Source organism: Pseudomonas pseudonitroreducens (assembly GCF_021603645.1).
Classification (GTDB): Bacteria; Pseudomonadota; Gammaproteobacteria; order Pseudomonadales; family Pseudomonadaceae; genus Pseudomonas; species Pseudomonas pseudonitroreducens.
The window spans coordinates 116,288-135,948 of sequence record NZ_BQHJ01000009.1; the positions used below are offsets into that span (position 1 = coordinate 116,288).

A 19,661-nucleotide genomic window follows, 5' to 3' on the forward strand; every position below is an offset into this window, starting at 1 on the left:
CACCAAAAAAAACACGCCATAAATTTGACTCGAGCCACAATTTTGACTTAACTAGTGGCCAAATGCTGGCTAGCACGAGGAAATTGTGCTGTGGCCAGGTCGTGTCAGCCGCCGTAGGACGGCCTTCAAGCCCGGGATGACAAGCTAAGATGTGGCGCGAAACCAAAATCCTCGTGATCGATGACAACCAGGACCGTTGCCGGGACCTCTCGGTGATCATCAGCTTCCTGGGTGAAGACCAGCTGTCGTGCAACAGCCGTGACTGGCGTCAGGTCGTCGAGCCGCTGCCCAATGGCAGCCGTGACGTACTCTGCGTGCTGGTCGGCGCTGTGGAGAGCAAGGGCGGGGCGCTGGAGCTGCTCAAGCAGCTCGCGGCCTGGGACGAATACCTGCCCGTCCTGCTGATGGGCGAGCCGGTGCCCAACGAGTGGCCCGAAGAGCTGCGCCGCCGCGTGCTGGCCAGCCTCGAGATGCCGCCCAGCTACAACAAGTTGCTCGACTCCCTGCACCGCGCCCAGGTCTATCGCGAGATGTACGACCAGGCCCGCGAGCGTGGCCGCCAGCGCGAGCCGAACCTGTTCCGCAGCCTGGTCGGCACCAGCCGTGCCATCCAGCAGGTGCGGCAGATGATGCAGCAGGTCGCCGACACCGACGCCAGCGTGCTGATCCTCGGCGAGTCCGGCACCGGCAAGGAAGTGGTGGCGCGCAACCTGCACTACCACTCCAAGCGCCGCGACGCGCCCTTCGTACCGGTCAACTGCGGCGCGATCCCCGCGGAGCTGCTGGAAAGCGAACTGTTCGGCCATGAGAAAGGCGCCTTCACCGGCGCCATCACCAGCCGGGCAGGGCGCTTCGAACTGGCCAATGGCGGCACCCTGTTCCTCGACGAGATCGGCGACATGCCGCTGCCGATGCAGGTCAAGCTGCTGCGCGTGCTGCAGGAGCGCACCTTCGAGCGCGTGGGCAGCAACAAGACGCAGAACGTCGACGTGCGCATCATCGCCGCGACCCACAAGAACCTCGAGAAGATGATCGAGGACGGCAGTTTCCGCGAGGACCTGTACTACCGCCTCAACGTCTTCCCCATCGAGATGGCCCCGCTGCGTGAGCGTGTGGAGGACATCCCGCTGCTGATGAACGAACTGATCTCGCGCATGGAGCACGAGAAGCGCGGTTCGATCCGCTTCAACTCCGCCGCCATCATGTCGCTCTGCCGCCACGACTGGCCGGGCAACGTGCGCGAGCTGGCGAACCTCGTCGAGCGCCTGGCGATCATGCATCCCTATGGCGTGATCGGCGTGGGCGAGCTGCCGAAGAAGTTCCGACACGTCGACGACGAGGACGAGCAACTGGCGACCAGCCTGCGCGAGGAACTGGAAGAGCGCGCGGCGATCACCGCCGGGCTGCCGGGTCTCGACTCGCCGGCCATGCTGCCGGCCGAAGGCATCGACCTGAAGGATTACCTGGCCAACCTGGAACAGGGCCTGATCCAGCAGGCGCTCGACGACGCCAGCGGCGTGGTCGCGCGCGCCGCCGAACGCCTGCGCATCCGCCGAACCACCCTGGTGGAGAAGATGCGCAAGTACGGCATGAGCCGTCGCGAAGAGGAAATGGCGGAGGATTGACGCTTCCGTCGTGCTCGTATTTTCAAGTCATTGAAATATAACGAGTAAATTTTAGGCACGGGGTTTGCTAAGACTCATCCGACCGACAGATTCACGCCGTCGGACGGATGAGGAAACCCGCATGATGCCCGCCCCCAATCGCCAGACTGAACTTGCTTCCCAGGTCACTGCAGATCCACTGCAGGTGCCAGTGGAGCAGCAGAGCCGTGCCCATCTGGAGCAGACCTTCGCGCTGTTCAACCAGATGTCCAGCCAGCTCAACCAGTCCTACAGCCTGCTGGAAGCCCGCGTCACCGAGCTGAAGGGTGAACTTGCCCTGGTCAGCGCGCAGCGCATGCAGGAGCTGGCCGAGAAGGAGCGCCTGGCCAACCGGCTGCAAAGCCTGCTCGACGTGCTGCCCGGCGGCGTCATCGTGATCGATGGCCAGGGTGTCGTGCGCGACGCCAATCCGGTGGCGGTGGCGCTGCTCGGCAAGCCACTGGTGGGCATGCTCTGGCGCGAGGTGATCTCCCGCAGCTTTGCCCCGCGCGCCGACGATGGTCACGAAGTTTCCCTGCGCGATGGCCGTCGCGTGTCCATCGCCATCCGCCCGTTGAACGGCGAGCCCGGCCAACTGGTGCTGCTCAACGACCTGACGGAAACCCGTCGCCTGCAGGATCAACTGGCCCGCCACGAACGCCTCTCCGCGCTGGGCCGGATGGTCGCCTCGCTGGCCCACCAGATTCGCACCCCGCTGTCCGCCGCCATGCTTTATGCCGGCCACCTGAGCGAAGGCGAGCTGCCGGTCGAGCAGCAGCAGCGTTTCGCCGGCCGCATCAAGGAGCGCCTGCATGAACTGGAAAGCCAGGTGCGCGACATGCTGGTGTTCGCCCGGGGCGAACTGCCGCTGCCCGATCGCCTGCTGCCCAATCAACTCTTCGCCAGCCTGCGCGCCGCCGCCGAATCCCATGTCGCCGGCCTGAACGTGCGCTGGCAGTGCGACGCCCGTGTGGGCGAACTGCTGTGCAATCGCGACACCCTGGTCGGCACCGTGCTCAACCTGGTGGAGAACGCCATCCAGGCTGCCGGCCGCGACGTGCGCCTGAAAGTGCACCTGTACCAGCGTGACAACAGCCTGCGCCTGTCCATCAGCGACAACGGCCCGGGCATGAGCGGCGAAACCCTGGCGCGCCTGGGCGAACCGTTCTTCACCACCAAGACCACCGGCACCGGTCTCGGCCTGGCCGTGGTGAAAGCCGTCGCCAAGGCCCACCAGGGCGAGCTGAGCCTGCGCTCGCGCCCTGGAGTCGGTACCTGCGCCACCCTGATCCTGCCGTTGATCCTGGCTCAACCCGTCGTCCACGAGGAGTGATTTCCATGGCCGCCAAAGTCCTGCTGGTCGAAGACGACCGCGCCCTTCGTGAAGCCCTCTGTGACACCCTGTCGCTCGGCGGGCATGATTTCATCGCCGTCGATTGTGCCGAGGCCGCGCTGCCGGCACTGGAGAAAGACGCCTTCAGCCTGGTGATCAGTGACGTGAACATGCCGGGCATGGACGGGCACCAGTTGCTCGGCCTGATCCGCAAGCGCTACCCGCACCTGCCGGTGCTGCTGATGACCGCCTACGGCGCGGTCGATCGTGCCGTGGATGCGATGCGCCAGGGCGCTGCCGATTACCTGGTCAAACCGTTCGAGCCGCGTGCGCTGCTGGAACTGGTGGCCCGCCATGCGCTGGGCGCCGTGCCGGCCAGCACCGGTGAAGGCCCGGTGGCGCTGGAGCCGGCCAGCCGGCAGTTGCTGGAGCTGGCTGGCCGGGTGGCGCGCAGCGATTCCACCGTGCTCATTTCCGGCGAGTCCGGTACCGGCAAGGAAGTCCTGGCGCAATACATTCACCAGCAGTCGCCACGCGTCGGCAAGCCATTCGTCGCGATCAACTGCGCGGCGATTCCGGACAACATGCTCGAGGCCACCCTGTTCGGCCACGAGAAGGGTGCTTTCACCGGCGCCATCGCCGCGCAGCCGGGCAAGTTCGAACTGGCCGATGGCGGCACCATCCTGCTCGATGAGATCTCCGAGATGCCGCTGGCCCTGCAGGCCAAGCTGCTGCGCGTACTGCAGGAGCGCGAAGTGGAACGCGTCGGCGCACGCAAGCCGATCAGCCTGGACATCCGCGTGCTCGCCACCACCAACCGCGACCTGCTCGGCGAGGTGGCCGCCGGCCGCTTCCGCGAAGACCTCTACTATCGCCTGTCGGTCTTCCCGCTGGCATGGCGCCCGCTGCGCGAGCGTCCCGCCGACATCCTGCCGCTGGCCGAGCGCCTGCTGGCCAAGTACGTGCGCAAGATGAACCACGCGCCGGTAATCCTGGCCGACGACGCCCGCGCCGCTTTGCTGGCGCACCCCTGGCCAGGCAACGTGCGTGAACTGGACAACGCCATCCAGCGCTCGCTGATCCTCCAGCAGGGCGGCCAGGTGCAGGCCGCCGACCTGTGCCTGACCGCGCCCATCGGCCTGGCCCCGCGCCCGCTGCTGGCGGCCGTTCCGTCCGCACTGGCGGCACCGGCTCCGGGCAGCGTCGAAATTCCGTCGCCGGTCTCCGCCGAGGCCGGGCAACTGGGCGAAGACCTCAAGCGCCGCGAGTTCCAGATGATCATCGACACCCTGCGCAGCGAGCGCGGCCGGCGCAAGGAGGCCGCCGAGCGCCTGGGCATCAGCCCGCGCACTCTGCGCTACAAGCTCGCGCAGATGCGCGATGCGGGCATGGATGTGGAGGCTTACCTCTACGCCAGTTGAGCCACTGACTGACAACCCCCTCTTGGCCCGCACTTGTGCGGGCCTTTTCTTGGCGGTGCCGTCAGTTGAACGCAAGCGATCTTGTAGGAGCGAGCTTGCTCGCGAACCGGTCTCGCAGCGGGCCATTCGCGAGCAAGCTCGCTCTTACAGGAATGCGTTCCTCGGCCGTTGGGGCTGGCCAGAAAGGAACTGACGCTTTCTTTCACAGGATGCCCATTCCAGAGCCTCTATCCGCATTTTTCCTGCACCCCGAAAACCTGGCACCCAAGTTGCAATCACCTTTGCAAAGCGCCGCGTAGTGTCAAAAAACCGCGGCCAGTCGGAGGGGTAAGTGATGAGTCAGGGTGTCGAGTTCAATCGTCTGTTGCTGGAAATGCGTTCCATGCAAATGGAGGCCATGGCCAAGGCGAAGACGCAGGCCGCGCCGGTCGAGCCGGGGGCGCCGAGCTTCTCGCAGATGCTCGGCCAGGCGGTGGACAAGGTGAACGCTACCCAGCAGGTCGCTTCCGACATGGCCTCCGCTTTCGAGATGGGGCAAAGCGGTGTCGATCTCACCGATGTGATGATCGCCTCGCAGAAGGCTGGTGTTTCTTTCCAGGCAATGACCCAGGTACGCAACAAGCTCGTGCAGGCGTACCAGGACATCATGCAGATGCCGGTTTGAGCGGCGAGGATCGTAGGTAATGTCCCAAGCCTCCGTTGTTGACAGTCAGGTTCCGGCCAAGGTCGGTGCCGACGCGCCGAAAAAGCCGTTGCTGGGCCTGGCTTTCCTCGAGAACCTCGCGGACATGCCGGTACTGCGCCAGGTCGGCCTGCTGGTTGGCCTTGCCGCGAGCATCGCCATCGGTTTCGGCATGGTGCTGTGGTCGCAGCAGCCGGACTACAAGCCGCTGTATGGCAGCCTCAATGGTGTCGACGCCAACAAGGTGGTCGAAGCGCTATCCGCCGCCGACATCGGCTACAAGATCGAGCCCAACTCCGGCGCGCTGCTGGTGAAGGCCGACGACCTGGGCCGGGCGCGCATGAAAGTCGCTGGCGCGGGCCTCGCGCCGACCGACAGCAACGTCGGCTTCGAGATTCTCGACAAGGAGCAGGCGCTGGGCACCAGCCAGTTCATGGAAGCGACCAATTACCGTCGCGGCCTGGAAGGCGAGCTGGCGCGCACCGTTTCCAGCCTGAACAACGTCAAGGGTGCGCGCGTGCACCTGGCGATTCCGAAAAGCTCGGTGTTCGTCCGTGACGACCGCAAGCCCAGCGCCTCGGTGCTGGTCGAGCTGTATCCGGGGCGCACCCTGGAGCCGAGCCAGGTGCTGGCCATCGTCAACCTGGTCGCCACCAGCGTGCCGGAACTGGACAAGTCCCAGGTCACCGTGGTCGACCAGAAGGGCAACCTGCTCTCCGACCAGCAGGAGCTCTCCGAGCTGACCATGGCCGGCAAGCAGTTCGACTTCACCCGGCGCATGGAAACCAACTTCACCCAGCGCGTACACAGCATCCTGGCGCCGGTGCTGGGCAATGGCCGCTACAAGGCCGAGGTCTCCGCCGACGTTGACTTCAGTGCGGTGGAATCCACCTCCGAGTCGTTCAACCCGGACCAGCCGGCCCTGCGCAGCGAGCAGAGCAACAACGAAGAACGGCAGAACAGCAACGGCCCGCAGGGCGTGCCGGGGGCGCTGTCGAACCAGCCGCCGGGCCCGGCCACTGCACCGCAGACCACTGGCCAGAACGCCGCTGCGGATTTCGTCGCGCCCGGCCAGCCGCTCAAGGACGCCAACGGCCAGCCGATCATCGATCCGAAGACCGGCAAGCCGGAACTGGCGCCGTACCCGACCGACAAGCGCCAGCAGAACACCCGCAACTACGAACTGGACCGCTCGGTGAGTTACACCAAGCAGCAGCAGGGTCGCCTGCGCCGGCTTTCCGTCGCGGTGGTGCTGGATGACCGCATGATCGCCGATCCGAAGACCGGCGAAGTCAGCCACCAGCCCTGGACCGCCGACGAGCTGGGGCGCTTTACCCGCCTGGTGCAGGACGCGGTAGGCTATGACGCCAGCCGCGGCGACAGCGTCAGCGTGATCAACGCACCGTTCGCCCCGGAGCTGGGTGATGAAATTGCCGCGCCGCCGTTCTACTCGCAGCCCTGGTTCTGGGATGTGGTCAAGCAGGTGCTGGGCATCGTCTTCATCCTGGTGCTGGTGCTGGGCGTGCTGCGCCCGGTGCTGAACAACCTGTCGGGCAACAAGAGCAAGGCCCTGGTGGGCGGTGGCGCCGCAGGCGAAGGTGGCCTGGGCGAGTTGGGTGGTCTGGAGGGCGAACTCTCCGAGGACCGCGTGAGCCTCGGCGGCCCGGCCAGCATCCTGCTGCCCAGCCCGTCCGAGGGGTACGATGCACAATTGAATGCGATCAAGACACTGGTCGCCCAGGACCCTGGGCGCGTTGCCCAGGTAGTGAAGGACTGGATCAATTCCGATGAGTGAAGCCCGCATGAGCGCCAAACTGAACAAGGTCGACAAGGCCGCCATCCTCCTGCTCTCCCTGGGTGAGACCGATGCCGCGCAGGTGCTGCGCCACATGGGCCCGAAGGAAGTGCAGAAGGTCGGCGTGGCCATGGCGCAGATGCGCAACGTGCACCGCGAACAGGTCGAGCAGGTGATGGGCGAGTTCGTCGAGATCGTGGGTGACCAGACCAGCCTGGGCGTCGGCGCCGACAGCTACATCCGCAAGATGCTCACCCAGGCCCTGGGCGAGGACAAGGCGAACAACCTCATCGACCGCATCCTGCTGGGCGGCAATACCAGCGGCCTGGACAGCCTGAAGTGGATGGAGCCGCGCGCCGTGGCCGACGTGATCCGCTACGAGCACCCGCAGATCCAGGCCATCGTGGTCGCCTACCTCGACCCGGACCAGGCCGGCGAAGTGCTCAGCCACTTCGATCACAAGGTGCGCCTGGACATCATCCTGCGCGTGTCCTCGCTGAATACCGTGCAGCCCTCCGCGCTCAAGGAACTGAACCTGATCCTGGAGAAGCAGTTCGCCGGCAACGCCAACTCCACCCGCACCACCATGGGCGGCGTGAAGCGCGCGGCGGACATCATGAACTACCTCGACAGCTCGGTCGAAGGCGCGCTGATGGACGCCATCCGCGAAGTCGACGAAGACCTGTCGGGCCAGATCGAAGACCTGATGTTCGTCTTCGACAACCTTGCCGATGTCGACGACCGTGGCATCCAGGCGCTGCTGCGCGAGGTGTCCTCCGACGTGCTGGTGCTGGCCCTCAAGGGCTCGGACGAGGCGATCCGCGAGAAGATCTTCCGCAACATGTCCAAGCGTGCCGCCGAACTGCTGCGCGACGACCTCGAGGCCAAGGGGCCGGTGCGCGTCAGCGAAGTGGAAGGCGCGCAGAAGGAAATCCTCACCATTGCCCGGCGCATGGCCGAATCCGGCGAAATCGTGCTGGGCGGCAAGGGCGGCGAGGAGATGATCTAAGTTGGTCAAGGATGAGGACAAGCTCAGCGAGCTGATTCGCGCGCGGGATACCGCGGGCTTCGACCGCTGGTCGCTGCCCAGCTTCGACCCGGCGCGGCCGGCCCCCGAGCCCGAGCCGGAACCCGAGCCGGAGCTCGACGAACAGCCGCAGATCGAGGAAGTGCCGGAGGAAGAGGTCAAGCCGCTGACGCTCGACGAGCTCGAGGCGATCCGTCAGGAGGCCTACAACGAGGGCTTCTCCACCGGCGAGAAGGACGGCTTCCACGCCGGCCAGCTGAAGGCGCGTCAGGAAGCCGACGCGGCGCTGCAGCCGCGCCTGCAGAACCTCGAGACGCTGATGTCGCACCTGCTCGAGCCCATCGCCGAGCAGGACCAGATGCTCGAGCAGGGCATGCTCAACCTAGTGACCCACGTGGTGCGCCAGGTGGTGCAGCGCGAGCTGGCCACCGACTCCAGCCAGATCCGCCTGGTGCTGCGCGAGGCGCTCAAGCTGCTGCCCATGGGCGCCAGCAATATCCGCATCCAGGTCAACCCGCAGGACTTCGAACTGGTGAAGGGCCTGCGCGATCGCCACGAGGAAAGCTGGAAGATCATCGAGGACGACGGCCTGCTGCCTGGCGGCTGCCGCATCGAGACCGAACACTCGCGCATCGACGCCAGCGTCGAGACGCGCCTGGCCCAGGCCGTGAAGCAGCTTTTCGAACAGCAGCGCGACCAGGCGACCCACGCACTGGAGCCTGACCTGCAGGTGAACCTCGACGCCGGCCAGGACAGCACCGATGCGCCTTGAGCGTGTCAGCTTCGCCCGGCGCCTGCAGGGCTACAGCGATGCCGTGAGCCTGCCGACCCAGCCGGTGGTGGAGGGCCGCCTGCTGCGCATGGTCGGCCTGACGCTGGAGGCTGAAGGGCTGCAGGCCGCCGTCGGCAGCCGCTGCCAGGTGATCAACGATGGCGGCTATCACCCGGTGCAGGTGGAAGCCGAAGTCATGGGCTTCGCCGGCAGCAAGATCTACCTGATGCCGGTGGGCAGCCTCGTCGGCATCGCCCCCGGCGCCCGCGTGGTGCCGCTGCCGGATTCCGGCCGCCTGCCGATGGGCATGTCCATGCTCGGCCGCGTGCTCGATGGCGTCGGCCGCGCGCTGGACGGCAAGGGCGGCATGCGCGCCGAGGACTGGGTGCCGATGGACGGCCCGATCATCAACCCGCTGGCGCGCGACCCGATCCATGAACCGATGGACGTCGGCATCCGTTCGATCAACTCCTTGCTCACCGTTGGCCGCGGCCAGCGCCTGGGCCTGTTCGCCGGTACCGGCGTGGGTAAATCCGTGCTGCTGGGCATGATGACCCGCTTCACCAAGGCCGACATCATCGTGGTCGGGCTGATCGGTGAACGGGGCCGTGAGGTGAAGGAGTTCATCGAGCACATCCTCGGCGAGGAAGGCCTCAAGCGTTCGGTGGTCGTCGCCTCACCTGCGGACGACGCGCCGCTGATGCGCCTGCGCGCCGCGCAGTACTGCACGCGGATCGCCGAGTACTTCCGCGACAAGGGCAAGAATGTCCTCCTGCTGATGGACTCCCTGACCCGTTACGCCCAGGCCCAGCGCGAGATCGCCCTGGCCATCGGCGAGCCGCCGGCGACCAAGGGCTATCCGCCGTCGGTGTTTGCCAAGTTGCCGCGCCTGGTCGAGCGCGCCGGCAATGGCGAAAAGGGCGGCGGCTCGATCACCGCTTTCTACACCGTGCTCAGCGAAGGCGACGACCAGCAGGACCCGATCGCCGACGCCGCGCGGGGTGTGCTCGACGGCCACTTCGTGCTGTCGCGGCGGTTGGCCGAGGAAGGCCATTACCCGGCCATCGACATCGAGGCCTCGATCAGTCGGGTGATGCCCCAGGTCACCACGCCCGAGCACCTGCGCGACGCCCAGCGCTTCAAGCAGTTGTGGTCGCGCTACCAGCAGAGCCGCGATCTGATCAGCGTCGGCGCCTATGTGGCCGGTGGTGATGCCGAGACCGACCTGGCCATTCAGCGCTTCCCGATCATGCGCCAGTTCCTGCGCCAGGGTCTGGACGAAAGCCAGAACCTCGACGACAGCCGCCTCCTGCTGGACGCGGTGGTCAGCGGCAAGGCCGGCTGATGCCCGGCCTCCGCGAAGCTGCTCGTAGGATGGGTGGAGCTTGCGATACCCATCGTCTTTCAGCTTGCGGCGAATCGCAGCATGGGTATCGCTGCGCTCCACCCATCCTACGGAAAACGCAGCGGGAGAAGCGCTTGTGAACCGCCGCGCCGAACGCCTGGCCCCGGTGGTCGACATGGCGCTCAAGGCCGAGCGCGAGGCGGCGCGCCAGCTCGGCCTGGTGCATAACCAGTTGCAGCAGGCGCAGCGCAAGCTGGCCGAACTCGAGCGCTATCGCTTCGACTACCAGCAGCAGTGGATCCGCAACGGCCAGCAGGGCGTCAGCGGCCAGTGGCTGATCAACTACCAGCGCTTCCTTTCCCAGCTCGAAGGCGCGGTGGAGCAGCAGAACCGTGCGGTGGACTGGCACCAGGGCACCGTCGACAAGGCCCGTGCTGCCTGGCAGGAGAAATACGCCCGCCTGGAAGGCCTGCGCAAGCTGGTGGAACGCTACCGCGAGGAAGCCCGCGTGGCCGCCGACAAGTACGAGCAGAAGCTACTGGACGAATTCGCCCAGCGCCTGAAGCCCGCGCCCGATTGACCGGCGGGTGGCCGTGCTAGGCTCCAGTCTGAACCCTGACCGGAACCCATTCATGCCACTGCCGCCCGCGCGTCCTGCCGATTTCCAGCACCTGCTGAGCCTCTGGAACCTGGTCCCGGAGGGCGAGCCCATCATTACCCATGCCAGCCATCTGCTGCCGGTCCGCTGGCAGGGGCGTGCGGCGATGATCAAGGTGGCTCTCGACATCGACGAGCAGGGCGGCGCGCAGGTCATGCGCTGGTGGGGCGGCGAAGGTGCTGCGCAGGTGTTCGCCCACGCCGGCGATGCGATCCTGCTGGAACGCGCCGAAGGTTCGCGCTCGCTGATGCAGATGGCACTGCACGGCGCGGACGACGAGGCCAGCCGAATCGCCTGCGACGTGGTACAGCGCCTGCACCTGCCGCGCGACAGGCCGCTGCCGGAGCTGCTCGGCCTGCGCCAATGGTTCCGTGACCTCGCTCCCGCTGCCACACGCTACGGCGGGCTGTTCCCGCGCTGCCTGGAAACCGCCGAAGCACTGCTGGCCAGCGAGCATGACCGCACGCTGCTGCACGGCGACGTACACCACGACAACATCCTCGATTTCGGCCCGCGCGGCTGGCTGGCGATCGACCCCAAGCGGCTCCATGGCGAACGTCTGTTCGACTACGCCAACCTGCTCTGCAACCCGGACCTGCCTACCTCCCGAGAGCGCACGCGCCTGCTCCGCCAACTGGACGTGATCGTCGAGCACGCCGGCGTCGACCGGCGCCGCCTGCTGGAGTGGGTACTGGCCTTTGCCGGTCTGTCCGCCGCCTGGTTCCTCGATGACGGCCTGCTCGCCGACAGCGACCTCAGCGTGGCGCACCTCGCCGCTGCCGAACTGGACCGCATGTCATGCTGCGCCTGAACCGTGCCCTGCTGCAGGCGCATCCACGGCTGATCGCTTCCATTGTCATCGGTGTCGTGGTGGCGCTGGCGTGCTACCGGTTCGCGCCGATGACCCGCGTGCTGCTGGGCTGGAACTGCATGGCCTGGCTCTATGTGCTGCTGATCGGCTGGCTCGCCCTGCATGCGGCGCCGAAGGATGTGCGCCGACTGGCGGAAATCGAGGACGAGAACGCCGAGGCGGTGCTGGTGCTGGTCATCGTGGCCGCCGTGGCCAGTCTCGGCGCCATCATCGTCGAGTTGGCCACCGCCGGGCACGCCAGCGGCAGCGAGAAGATCGCCCGCTATGCCTTCACCGCCAGCACCGTGCTGGGTTCCTGGTTCCTCATCGGCACCATCTTCACCATGCACTACGCCCGCCAGTTCTACTCGGCCACTGCGGCGGAGCCGGTGCTGCGTTTCCCCGAAGGCGAGAAGAACCCGGACTACTGGGACTTCCTCTACTTTTCCTTCACCCTCAGCGTGGCGGTACAGACCTCCGACGTGGAGATCGCCTCGCGGGCAATGCGCCGGGTGGTGCTGGCCCATTCAGTGGTCGGCTTCCTGTTCAACACCGCGGTCCTCGGCCTGGCGATCAACATGGGCGCGGGGCTGGTCGGCTAGCCGGCGCGCTCAGGCTTGCAGTGTCTCGAGCGCCAGGCGCAGCGCCAGCACGACGAAGGCCAGGGTGAAGCTCCAGCGGATCACACGCATCACCGCCGGACGCCCGATCACGTAGTCGCGTACCCAGGCCGCCAGCAGCCCATAGCCGATGAACACGACGAAAGTCATCAGCGCGAAGACCAGCCCCAGCACCAGGAAAAGTGCCCTGGCGTCCTCGCTGCCGGCGGCTACGAACTGCGGCAGGAAGGCCAGGAAGAACAGCCCGAGCTTGGGGTTGAGCAGGTTGAGCCAGAGGCCGGTGCCGACCAGCTGCGTCGTGCTGCGCGGGCCGCTGGCGGCGTCCAGCGCCAGGGCGCCGTTGCCGCGGAATACCTGCCAGGCGATGAACAGCAGGTAGGCCGTGCCCAGCAGCCGGATGATCTGCAGGCTGGCCGCGCTGGCCTGGAGGATCAGCGCCAGGCCGAAGGTGGCGAGCAGCAACTGCGGGAGCATGCCCAGCGTACAGCCGAGCGCGGCGATGGTCGCCGCACGGGCGCCGAGCCCGAGTCCGACGGCCAGGGTGTAGAGCACGCCGGTGCCGGGCAGCAGAACGACGACGAACGCCGTCAGCAGGAAGTCTGCGTTCATTCCCGAGGGTTTCCCGTGGTGAGGTCGAAGGTCGCGCCGCTGTGTTGTGCGGCTGCTGCGCTCAGGGTGTTGGCGCTGGCCTGAGCGAGGTGCGCCACTGCCCCGGCGTCAGCCCGAGCTGGCGGGCGAAGGCGCGGGTCAGGTGGGACTGATCGGCGAAGCCGGCGAGCAGGGCCGCCTCGGTCAGCGTGCGGCCTTCGCTGATGGCCTTGTGCGCTTGGCGCACGCGGTATTGCAGCAGATAGGCGTGGGGTGTGGTGCCCAGCTCGCGGCGGAAGCGGCGCAGGGCCGCGTAGGAAGTCAGCCCGGCAATGCCCGCGAGTTCCGCCAGCGTGGGAGCGTTGCGCGGGGCGTCGTGAATTCGTTCGAGCATGCGCGCCACGCTCAGTGAGGGCAGGGCCCTGATCGTCGACTCGCGCGGCTGGTCGAGCAGTTCGCCGAACAGCTCCAGTACGCCCGCGCCGGCTTCATCCGCGCCGGCTTCCGGCAGGTGCTGCAACAGGTCGGTGATGCGCCTGGCCAGTCGCGGGTCGGCAAGGCTCGGCAGGGTGAATTCACGGCCAGCCAATTCGGCGCCGGCCAGCCGGGCGATCAGCGCCGGCTCGACATACAGCATCCACCAGCGGCGTGGCGCATCGTGCAGCGGGAGGCCGTCGTGCAGCTCGTTGGGGCTCACGGTGATGATGTCGCAGGGTTTCGCCTCGACCTGGCCGCGGTTGCTCCAGGAGCGGTGCCCGCCCTCGAGCATTACGCCAATGCCGTATTCGTCGTGGGCGTGCCGTGGAAAGCTGCGCTGCGTGAGAATCTCGACGATGCGCAGGCCGGGCAGGGCAATGGCAGTGCAGTTCACTCGGTGCAGCATGGGCAGAGCCTGAGGCGTGGGGTGGTGACTGGCAGAGTAGTTCTTTGTGCCGCGGCGCTCTTGAATGAAATTGACTCTTTCGCCCGCGCCGACCATCGGTGCTCGGTTTGCCCCTCACCCCGGCCCTCTCCCGAGGGAGAGGGGGCCGTTCGGTGCAGGCGGGCGGGCCGGTTTCAGCGAGAAGCAATGGTGCAGGAAAAATGCTGGATTCAACCCTGGCACGGACTACCCCCTCTCCCTCAGGAGTGGGGCGCGCAGCCAGGGCTGGGGTGAGGGGCTCCGGGATTTGCGAACCTACAGCCTCAGAAGAACGGCCGCGATGCCTTGAGCATGAAGGCCGAGTCGCAATAGGCGTTGTGCCCGGAGTAGGCAGTGCAGTCACCGCCGGTGAGGCTGCTGCCGCTGTACGAGAAGTTCAGGTCGATGCCATTCCAGGGGCGGCTGAAGTTCACCGACCAGTCGCCGAACTCACTGACGCTGCCGCCGCTGCCCAGGCTCACCGGCGCAGCGAGGCTGTAGGCGGAATACTTGAAGGTGACGTCGAAGCCGAGATCTGTCTGCATGCCCAGGTCGGTGAACAGCGTTGCGGTGCTGCGCCCGGCCTGGGCGCTGTAGGCCGCGCCGAGGCGGCTGCCGAACACCGAGAGGCCGCCGTACAGGGCCTGGCTGTCGTAGTCGGGCTGTTCCGGGCGGCTGTAGCGCAGGGTACCCACTTCGTAGCCCAGCTTGCCGTCGCCCAGCGGGTGCTTGAAGCCGGCGTAGCTGTCGATCTCCAGGGGCTTTTCCTGCTCCAGGTTCGAGGTCCAGCTGCCGACGTACCAGCCACTGTCGTGGGTGATGTCGATGCCGCCCTGGGCGCTGTTCGCCTGGCCCGGCTGGACCAGCCCCTGGGCCATGCTGCGCGTTGGCGAGTTGGCGAACCTGAGTTCGAAGTCGCCCAGCTCGCGCTGCATCACCTGGGCACTTGCCGACGGCACCGCGCACAACACGCTGGCCGCGATGAGAATGGACTTGTACATGCTCCCCCCTGCTTGCGGGTGCGACCCTGCCGAGGCCTCTGACGAGCCTTCGCCCTGCGTCGCACGCGTAAAAGGGTAAAGGCATTCGCCGGGCCTGTGGCGACCGGTGGTCCATTTATCGACCTTCCAGGTGACCGTTCGACCAGTCTGGCGAGGCGGTTTCCCGTTGCTCGCCGAGGTTGCCGCTGTCATCGCTAGCTGCTACATCTTCAAGCTCGTGCGCGACCATCGATCGATAAGGAGAATCCCATGGCCATCACATCCGTTCCCTCCGCTGACGGGCAGGAGCTCACCATCGTGGTCCAGGGGCGTTTCGATTTCGGCGCACACCAGGAGTTTCGCAACGCCTACGAGCGCGTCGAGACCACGCCCAAGCGCTACGTGGTCGACCTGAAGGGCGCCACCTACCTCGACAGCTCGGCGCTGGGCATGCTCCTGTTGCTGCGCGACCATGCCGGCGGCGAAAGCGCGCAGATCAGCCTGGCGCACTGCAACCCGGATGTGCGCAAGGTGCTGGCCATCTCCAACTTCGAGCAGCTGTTCAAGATCAGCTGACGCGGCCCGGCCCGCAGTGGGAACGGCCATGTCCGAACTCCTCACCGTCCTGATCGCCGACGACAACGCTGCCGATCGCCTGCTGCTGTCGACCATCGTCAGCCGCCAGGGGCATCGGGTGATCACCGCCGCCAATGGGCTGGAGGCCCTGGCGCTGTTCGCCCAGGAGCGCCCGCAGCTGGTGCTGATGGATGCGCTGATGCCGGTGATGGATGGCTTCGAGGCGGCGCGGCGGATTCGCCGGCAGGCCGGCGAGGAGCTGGTGCCGATCATCTTCCTCACCTCGCTGAGCGAGCCCGAGGCGCTGGTGCAGAGCCTGGAGGCGGGCGGCGACGACTTCCTCTCCAAGCCCTACAACCGCATCATCCTCGAAGCCAAGATCCGCGCCATGGGGCGCCTGCATCACCTGCAGCGGATGGTGCTCGAGCAGCGCGACCTGATCGCCCGGCACAACGAGCACCTGCTCAACGAGCAGCGGGTGGCCAAGGCGGTCTTCGACAAGGTGGCGCACTCGGGTTGCCTGAATGCGGCGAACATCCGTTACCTGCAGTCGCCCTTCGCGCTGTTCAATGGTGACCTGCTGCTGGCGGCCTTCAAGCCCTCGGGTGGCATGCACGTGCTGCTCGGCGACTTCACCGGCCACGGCTTGCCGGCGGCCATCGGCGCCATGCCGCTGGCCGAGGTGTTCTACGGAATGACCGCCAAGGGGTATCCCATCGCAGACATCCTTCGCGAGATGAATGCCAAGCTCAAGCGCATTCTCCCGGTGGGCGTGTTCTGTTGCGCGGCGGTGCTCAACCTGAGTTTCCAGCGCGGCCTGGTCGAGGTGTGGAACGGCGGCCTGCCCAACGGCTTCCTGCATCGCCACGCCGGCGGCGGACTGCAACCGCTGGTGTCGCGGCATTTGCCGCTGGGGATCCTCGACCCCGCGGCCTTCAGCGACCATTTCGAGGTCTATGCGATGGAGGAGGGGGACCGCGTGTTCCTCTTCTCCGATGGTGTGCTGGAGGCACGCAACGCCGCCGGCGAGGCCTTCGGTGAAGAACGCCTGCGCCAGGTGCTCAGCGAGGATCTGCCGCCGGCGCGTCTGTTCGACGGCATCCAGGCGGCGGTTGCGCGTTTTCGCGACGAGGCCCAGGACGACGTCAGCATGCTGGAGATCGCCCTGGTCCCCGAGGACTCCCTGCAGCGCCCGCCGCTGGCGTTCTCCGACAATGGCCTGAGCAGCCCGTTGGACTGGTCCGCCAGTTTCGAATTTCGCGCGCCGACGTTGCGCAACCTCAATCCGCTGCCGTTCCTGTTGCAACTGCTGATGGAGGTGCACGACCTGCGCCCGCGCGGCGGCGCCTTGTACAGTGTGCTCGCCGAGTTGTACTCCAACGCCCTGGAGCACGGCGTGATGGGCCTGGACTCCGCGCTGAAGTGCGACGCCGCCGGCTTTGCCGAGTATTACCAGGAGCGCAGCAAGCGTCTGGGAGAATTGCGCGACGGCTTCGTGCGCTTCCACCTCGACCTGGCTCCCCACGGCGATGGCGGGCGCCTGCTGGTACGGGTGGAGGACAGTGGCGAAGGATTCGACGTGGGCGCCGTGCTGGCTTCGCAACAGGCTGCCGGCAGCCTCTGCGGGCGCGGCCTGACGCTGGTCCGGCAGCTGTCCGATCGTTGTCAGTGGTCAGCCGACGGCAAGACGGTCTCCGTGGAGTTCTTCTGGTCGGCTCAGGCATAATCGAGGCCTTCTTGTCTCCCTGCAGGGTGGCGAGCCGTCCTTCAGGGAGTGCCCAATGTCCGAGCCGCATCTCGATGGCGCCGTGCTGAGCAATTTGCTGTCGATCATGGAAGACGAGTACCCGCTCCTGGTGGAGACCTTTCTCAGCGACTCCGAGGAACGCCTGCGCAACATCCGCGAAGCCTTCGCCGGCACCGATGCGCCGGCTCTGCGCCACGCCGCGCACAGCTTCAAGGGCAGCTGCGGGAACATGGGCGCGGCGCAGCTCAGCAGCCTGTGCAAGCGCCTGGAAGAGGCGGCGCGGCTGAACGACCTGAGCAGCGCCGAGGGCCTGATCGGCAAGGTCGAGCACGAATTCTCCATCGTCCGCACCCTGCTGTTGCCCGGTCGCCCCTGAGCGTTTTCGAGTTGGCCCGCGCCTTGCTATCTCCGTGTTGGATATTCACATCGACGGAGAACTCCGATGGCTGTCGCCCCGGATATTTTATTGACGCCCACGCCTGACCCCAGGCCCAAGGCGGCGCTCTCCAAGCCTGCGCAGAATTCGGCGAACGCCAGTAACGACAAGGGTTCCAGCTTCGCCGACGTCTATGCCCAGGAGCAGCGGCCGGCTGCCAGCGAGCGCCCGGACAAGGCCACCAAACCGAGGACCGACAAGCCCAGGGACAGTGCCGACAAGGACAGCAAGGCCAGTGATCCGAAGGATGCCGCTGCCGCTGACAAGCCAGCGGTTGCCGGGGACGGCAAGGCTTTGCCGGCCGATGGCGCGGACAAGGCGGACGGCAGCAAGGTGGCTGAGGGCGAGGAGAAGCCCGAGGCGACGCTCGACCCGTTGCTGATGCTCGGCATGACCGGGCAATTGCCGGCCACCGAAGCACCGCCGCTGGTGATCAGCAGCGGTATCGGCCAGCAGACGGCGGCCAGCACCGATGGCGACCTGGAGAAGCTCAACGCCTTGCCGGGCGTGACCCTGCTTGGCCAGGGCGCCCAGGACCAGGCACAGCAGGCCCAGCAGACACAGGTTGCCGGCGACCTGGCAGCCAAGGCCGGTGAGCTGCCGGCGGACGGCAAGGCCAAGCCGGACCTTTCTGCGGCCCTGGCTGCGCTGAATCCGGACGCCACCGCCAAGAGCGCCGAAGGCAAACTGGCCGAGGGGGCGCTGCAGGCTGGCGGCGACCTGACCCAGCAGTTGCCGGAGTTGCAGGTCGAAGCCAAGCCGGAGACGCCGCGCAACGACGCCTTCGCCACCCGCCTGGAATCGTTGACCCAGGCGCTGAACACTCCCCAGGCCATGACCAATCGCCCGGTCAACCCGCTGGTGCCGGGGCAGCCGGTGTCGGTGCAGCAGAACGGCTGGACCGACCAGGTGGTGGACCGGGTGATGTGGATGTCCGCGCAGAACCTCAAGTCTGCCGAGATCCAGATGGACCCGGCCGACCTTGGCCGCCTGGAAGTACGCATCCACATGAGCGCCGATCAGACCCAGGTGAACTTCATCAGCGCCAACGCCGGCGTGCGTGAAGCGCTGGACAGCCAGCAGCATCGCCTGCGCGAGATGTTCAGCCAGCAGGGCATGGGGCAGTTGGACGTCAACGTCTCCGACCAGTCCGCCCGTGGCTGGCAGCAACAGCAGCAGGGTGATGAGCGCGGCGGTTCGCGGCGCGTGGCCGGCGCCGACGGCGCTGACGACGAGCCGATGATCAGCGGCGTGTCCGAGATCCGCCCGCAATCGGCGGCGCAGGGTAGGGGCCTGGTGGATTACTACGCGTGATTCCGGCGAGGGCGCTTTCGTTGTGCTGTGAGGCTCCCCGGGAGCGCCCTCGCCCTGACCCTCTGCCAAGGGGAGAGGGGACTGTCCTGAGCGTTTCGGCAGTCCGCAGCCATCCGGCACTGTCAAAGGCACGGGAGGCCCCCTCTCTCTCTGGGAGAGGGCAGGGGTGAGGGCATTGCCCGAGCACCGAGTTTCCCTGTTGTTCGCGAGCAAGCTCGCTCCTACAGCCTGGTCGGTTCGCCGAGTCGGCCTTTCGTAGGAGCGAGCTTGCTCGCGAACCGTCCCGACGCTTGATCTCCCTGGCTCACAGGAAAATTCTTACGCCCCCCGTGACATCCTCCGTCTAGCCTGTAATATCCGCGGCGGCGCCAGTGGAACTGGCACAGCCCTTGCTGACACTCTCTGTATCAGCGCTTTACGCCGCAATAGTGACGGATTATTGGCATGGCCAAGAAAGAACAGACGCCTTCTCTCCCTGATGGCCAGGCGCCCGGCAAGGGCAAGCTGAAGCTCATCATCATCATCGCGCTGGCCTTCCTGCTGGCGGTGGGCGCGTCGGTGGGCGGGACCTGGTTCTTCCTGCACAAGAACGCCAAGCCTGAAGAAGCCGAGGCCAAGGCCGCGGAACACGCCGAGCCGACGAAGAAGCAGGCGGTGTACGAGATTCTCGCGCCGTCCTTCGTGGTCAACTTCAACCAGAACGGCCGCCAGCGTTACCTCCAGGTCGCCGTTGCGCTGATGGGCCGCGACCAGGCGCAGATGGATGCCCTGCGCGAACAGATGCCGCTGGTGCGCAACCAGTTGGTGATGCTGTTCTCCAGTCAGAATTTCGACACCCTGGTGACGCCGGTCGGCAAGGAGATGCTCCGCCAGCAGGCGACCAGCAGCCTTCAGGAACTGGCGAAGAAGGCGACCGGTCAGTTGACCGTGGAGCAAGTGCTTTTCACCAATTTCGTATTGCAGTAGGTACCCG

General features: G+C 66.5%; 19 protein-coding genes. 16 read left to right on the forward strand and 3 right to left on the reverse strand.

Features of this window, described 5'->3' with window-relative positions; genetic code table 11:
* The first annotated feature begins 149 nt into the window (after positions 1-149).
* From L6D89_RS21635 to L6D89_RS21685, 11 genes are all read left to right on the forward strand, one after another.
* Positions 150-1,625 carry a sigma-54 dependent transcriptional regulator gene (locus L6D89_RS21635; RefSeq protein WP_236173901.1) on the forward strand — a complete coding sequence of 492 codons (1,476 nt, stop codon included), beginning with the start codon at positions 150-152 and terminating at the stop codon, positions 1,623-1,625.
* A gap of 121 nt (positions 1,626-1,746) precedes the next feature.
* Positions 1,747-2,976 (forward strand): sensor histidine kinase, encoded by a 1,230-nt coding sequence (locus tag L6D89_RS21640; protein ID WP_236201136.1) that lies wholly within the window; start codon positions 1,747-1,749, stop codon positions 2,974-2,976.
* Between the two features lie 5 nt (positions 2,977-2,981).
* The gene (gene fleR / locus L6D89_RS21645) at positions 2,982-4,397 is read left to right on the forward strand and encodes a sigma-54-dependent response regulator transcription factor FleR (RefSeq protein ID WP_236201137.1); all 1,416 of its coding nucleotides are present in this window, start codon (positions 2,982-2,984) and stop codon (positions 4,395-4,397) included.
* Between the two features lie 334 nt (positions 4,398-4,731).
* The gene (gene fliE, locus L6D89_RS21650; protein WP_236173905.1) at positions 4,732-5,061 is read left to right on the forward strand and encodes a flagellar hook-basal body complex protein FliE; all 330 of its coding nucleotides are present in this window, start codon (positions 4,732-4,734) and stop codon (positions 5,059-5,061) included.
* Between the two features lie 19 nt (positions 5,062-5,080).
* Positions 5,081-6,874 (forward strand): flagellar basal-body MS-ring/collar protein FliF, encoded by a 1,794-nt coding sequence (gene fliF, locus L6D89_RS21655; RefSeq protein WP_236201138.1) that lies wholly within the window; start codon positions 5,081-5,083, stop codon positions 6,872-6,874.
* The gene (gene fliG, locus L6D89_RS21660; RefSeq protein WP_017520274.1) at positions 6,867-7,883 is read left to right on the forward strand and encodes a flagellar motor switch protein FliG; all 1,017 of its coding nucleotides are present in this window, start codon (positions 6,867-6,869) and stop codon (positions 7,881-7,883) included. Before fliF ends, fliG begins: the two co-directional genes overlap by 8 nt.
* 1 nt (position 7,884) lies before the next feature.
* Positions 7,885-8,673, forward strand: a complete 789-nt coding sequence (fliH, locus tag L6D89_RS21665) for a flagellar assembly protein FliH (protein WP_236201139.1) — start codon at positions 7,885-7,887, stop codon at positions 8,671-8,673.
* Positions 8,663-10,018: a flagellar protein export ATPase FliI gene (fliI, locus tag L6D89_RS21670; protein WP_236173911.1), complete on the forward strand. Its 1,356-nt coding sequence runs from the start codon at positions 8,663-8,665 to the stop codon at positions 10,016-10,018. Before fliH ends, fliI begins: the two co-directional genes overlap by 11 nt.
* A gap of 136 nt (positions 10,019-10,154) precedes the next feature.
* A complete protein-coding gene (gene fliJ, locus L6D89_RS21675) occupies positions 10,155-10,598 on the forward strand; it encodes a flagellar export protein FliJ (RefSeq protein ID WP_236173913.1) in 444 nt (147 codons plus the stop codon).
* 52 nt (positions 10,599-10,650) lie between these two features.
* The gene (locus L6D89_RS21680; protein WP_236201140.1) at positions 10,651-11,487 is read left to right on the forward strand and encodes an aminoglycoside phosphotransferase family protein; all 837 of its coding nucleotides are present in this window, start codon (positions 10,651-10,653) and stop codon (positions 11,485-11,487) included.
* Positions 11,475-12,128: a DUF1345 domain-containing protein gene (locus tag L6D89_RS21685; protein WP_236201141.1), complete on the forward strand. Its 654-nt coding sequence runs from the start codon at positions 11,475-11,477 to the stop codon at positions 12,126-12,128. The genes L6D89_RS21680 and L6D89_RS21685 overlap by 13 nt, the downstream gene beginning before the upstream one ends.
* Positions 12,129-12,137: 9 nt before the next feature.
* Here L6D89_RS21685 and L6D89_RS21690 read toward each other — a convergent pair whose 3' ends face one another.
* The 3 genes from L6D89_RS21690 to L6D89_RS21700 form a co-directional block, all read right to left on the reverse strand.
* A complete protein-coding gene (locus tag L6D89_RS21690) occupies positions 12,138-12,755 on the reverse strand; it encodes a LysE family translocator (protein WP_236173916.1) in 618 nt (205 codons plus the stop codon).
* Positions 12,756-12,816: 61 nt separating this feature from the next.
* A complete protein-coding gene (locus L6D89_RS21695) occupies positions 12,817-13,617 on the reverse strand; it encodes an AraC family transcriptional regulator (protein WP_236201142.1) in 801 nt (266 codons plus the stop codon).
* Positions 13,618-13,919: 302 nt separating this feature from the next.
* Complete coding sequence (locus L6D89_RS21700) at positions 13,920-14,636, reverse strand: TorF family putative porin (RefSeq protein WP_236201143.1); 717 nt, start codon at positions 14,634-14,636, stop codon at positions 13,920-13,922.
* 249 nt (positions 14,637-14,885) lie between these two features.
* Here L6D89_RS21700 and L6D89_RS21705 point away from each other — a divergent pair, with 249 nt between their 5' ends.
* From L6D89_RS21705 to fliL, 5 genes are all read left to right on the forward strand, one after another.
* Positions 14,886-15,191, forward strand: coding sequence for an STAS domain-containing protein (locus L6D89_RS21705; RefSeq protein ID WP_236173919.1), 306 nt, complete (start codon positions 14,886-14,888; stop codon positions 15,189-15,191).
* A 28-nt stretch (positions 15,192-15,219) separates the two neighbouring features.
* The gene (locus L6D89_RS21710) at positions 15,220-16,917 is read left to right on the forward strand and encodes a SpoIIE family protein phosphatase (protein WP_236201144.1); all 1,698 of its coding nucleotides are present in this window, start codon (positions 15,220-15,222) and stop codon (positions 16,915-16,917) included.
* Between the two features lie 55 nt (positions 16,918-16,972).
* Positions 16,973-17,314 carry an Hpt domain-containing protein gene (locus L6D89_RS21715; protein WP_236173921.1) on the forward strand — a complete coding sequence of 114 codons (342 nt, stop codon included), beginning with the start codon at positions 16,973-16,975 and terminating at the stop codon, positions 17,312-17,314.
* 66 nt (positions 17,315-17,380) lie between these two features.
* Positions 17,381-18,688 carry a flagellar hook-length control protein FliK gene (locus tag L6D89_RS21720; protein WP_236201145.1) on the forward strand — a complete coding sequence of 436 codons (1,308 nt, stop codon included), beginning with the start codon at positions 17,381-17,383 and terminating at the stop codon, positions 18,686-18,688.
* 444 nt (positions 18,689-19,132) lie between these two features.
* Complete coding sequence (fliL, locus tag L6D89_RS21725; RefSeq protein ID WP_236201146.1) at positions 19,133-19,654, forward strand: flagellar basal body-associated protein FliL; 522 nt, start codon at positions 19,133-19,135, stop codon at positions 19,652-19,654.
* Positions 19,655-19,661: the final 7 nt, after the last annotated feature.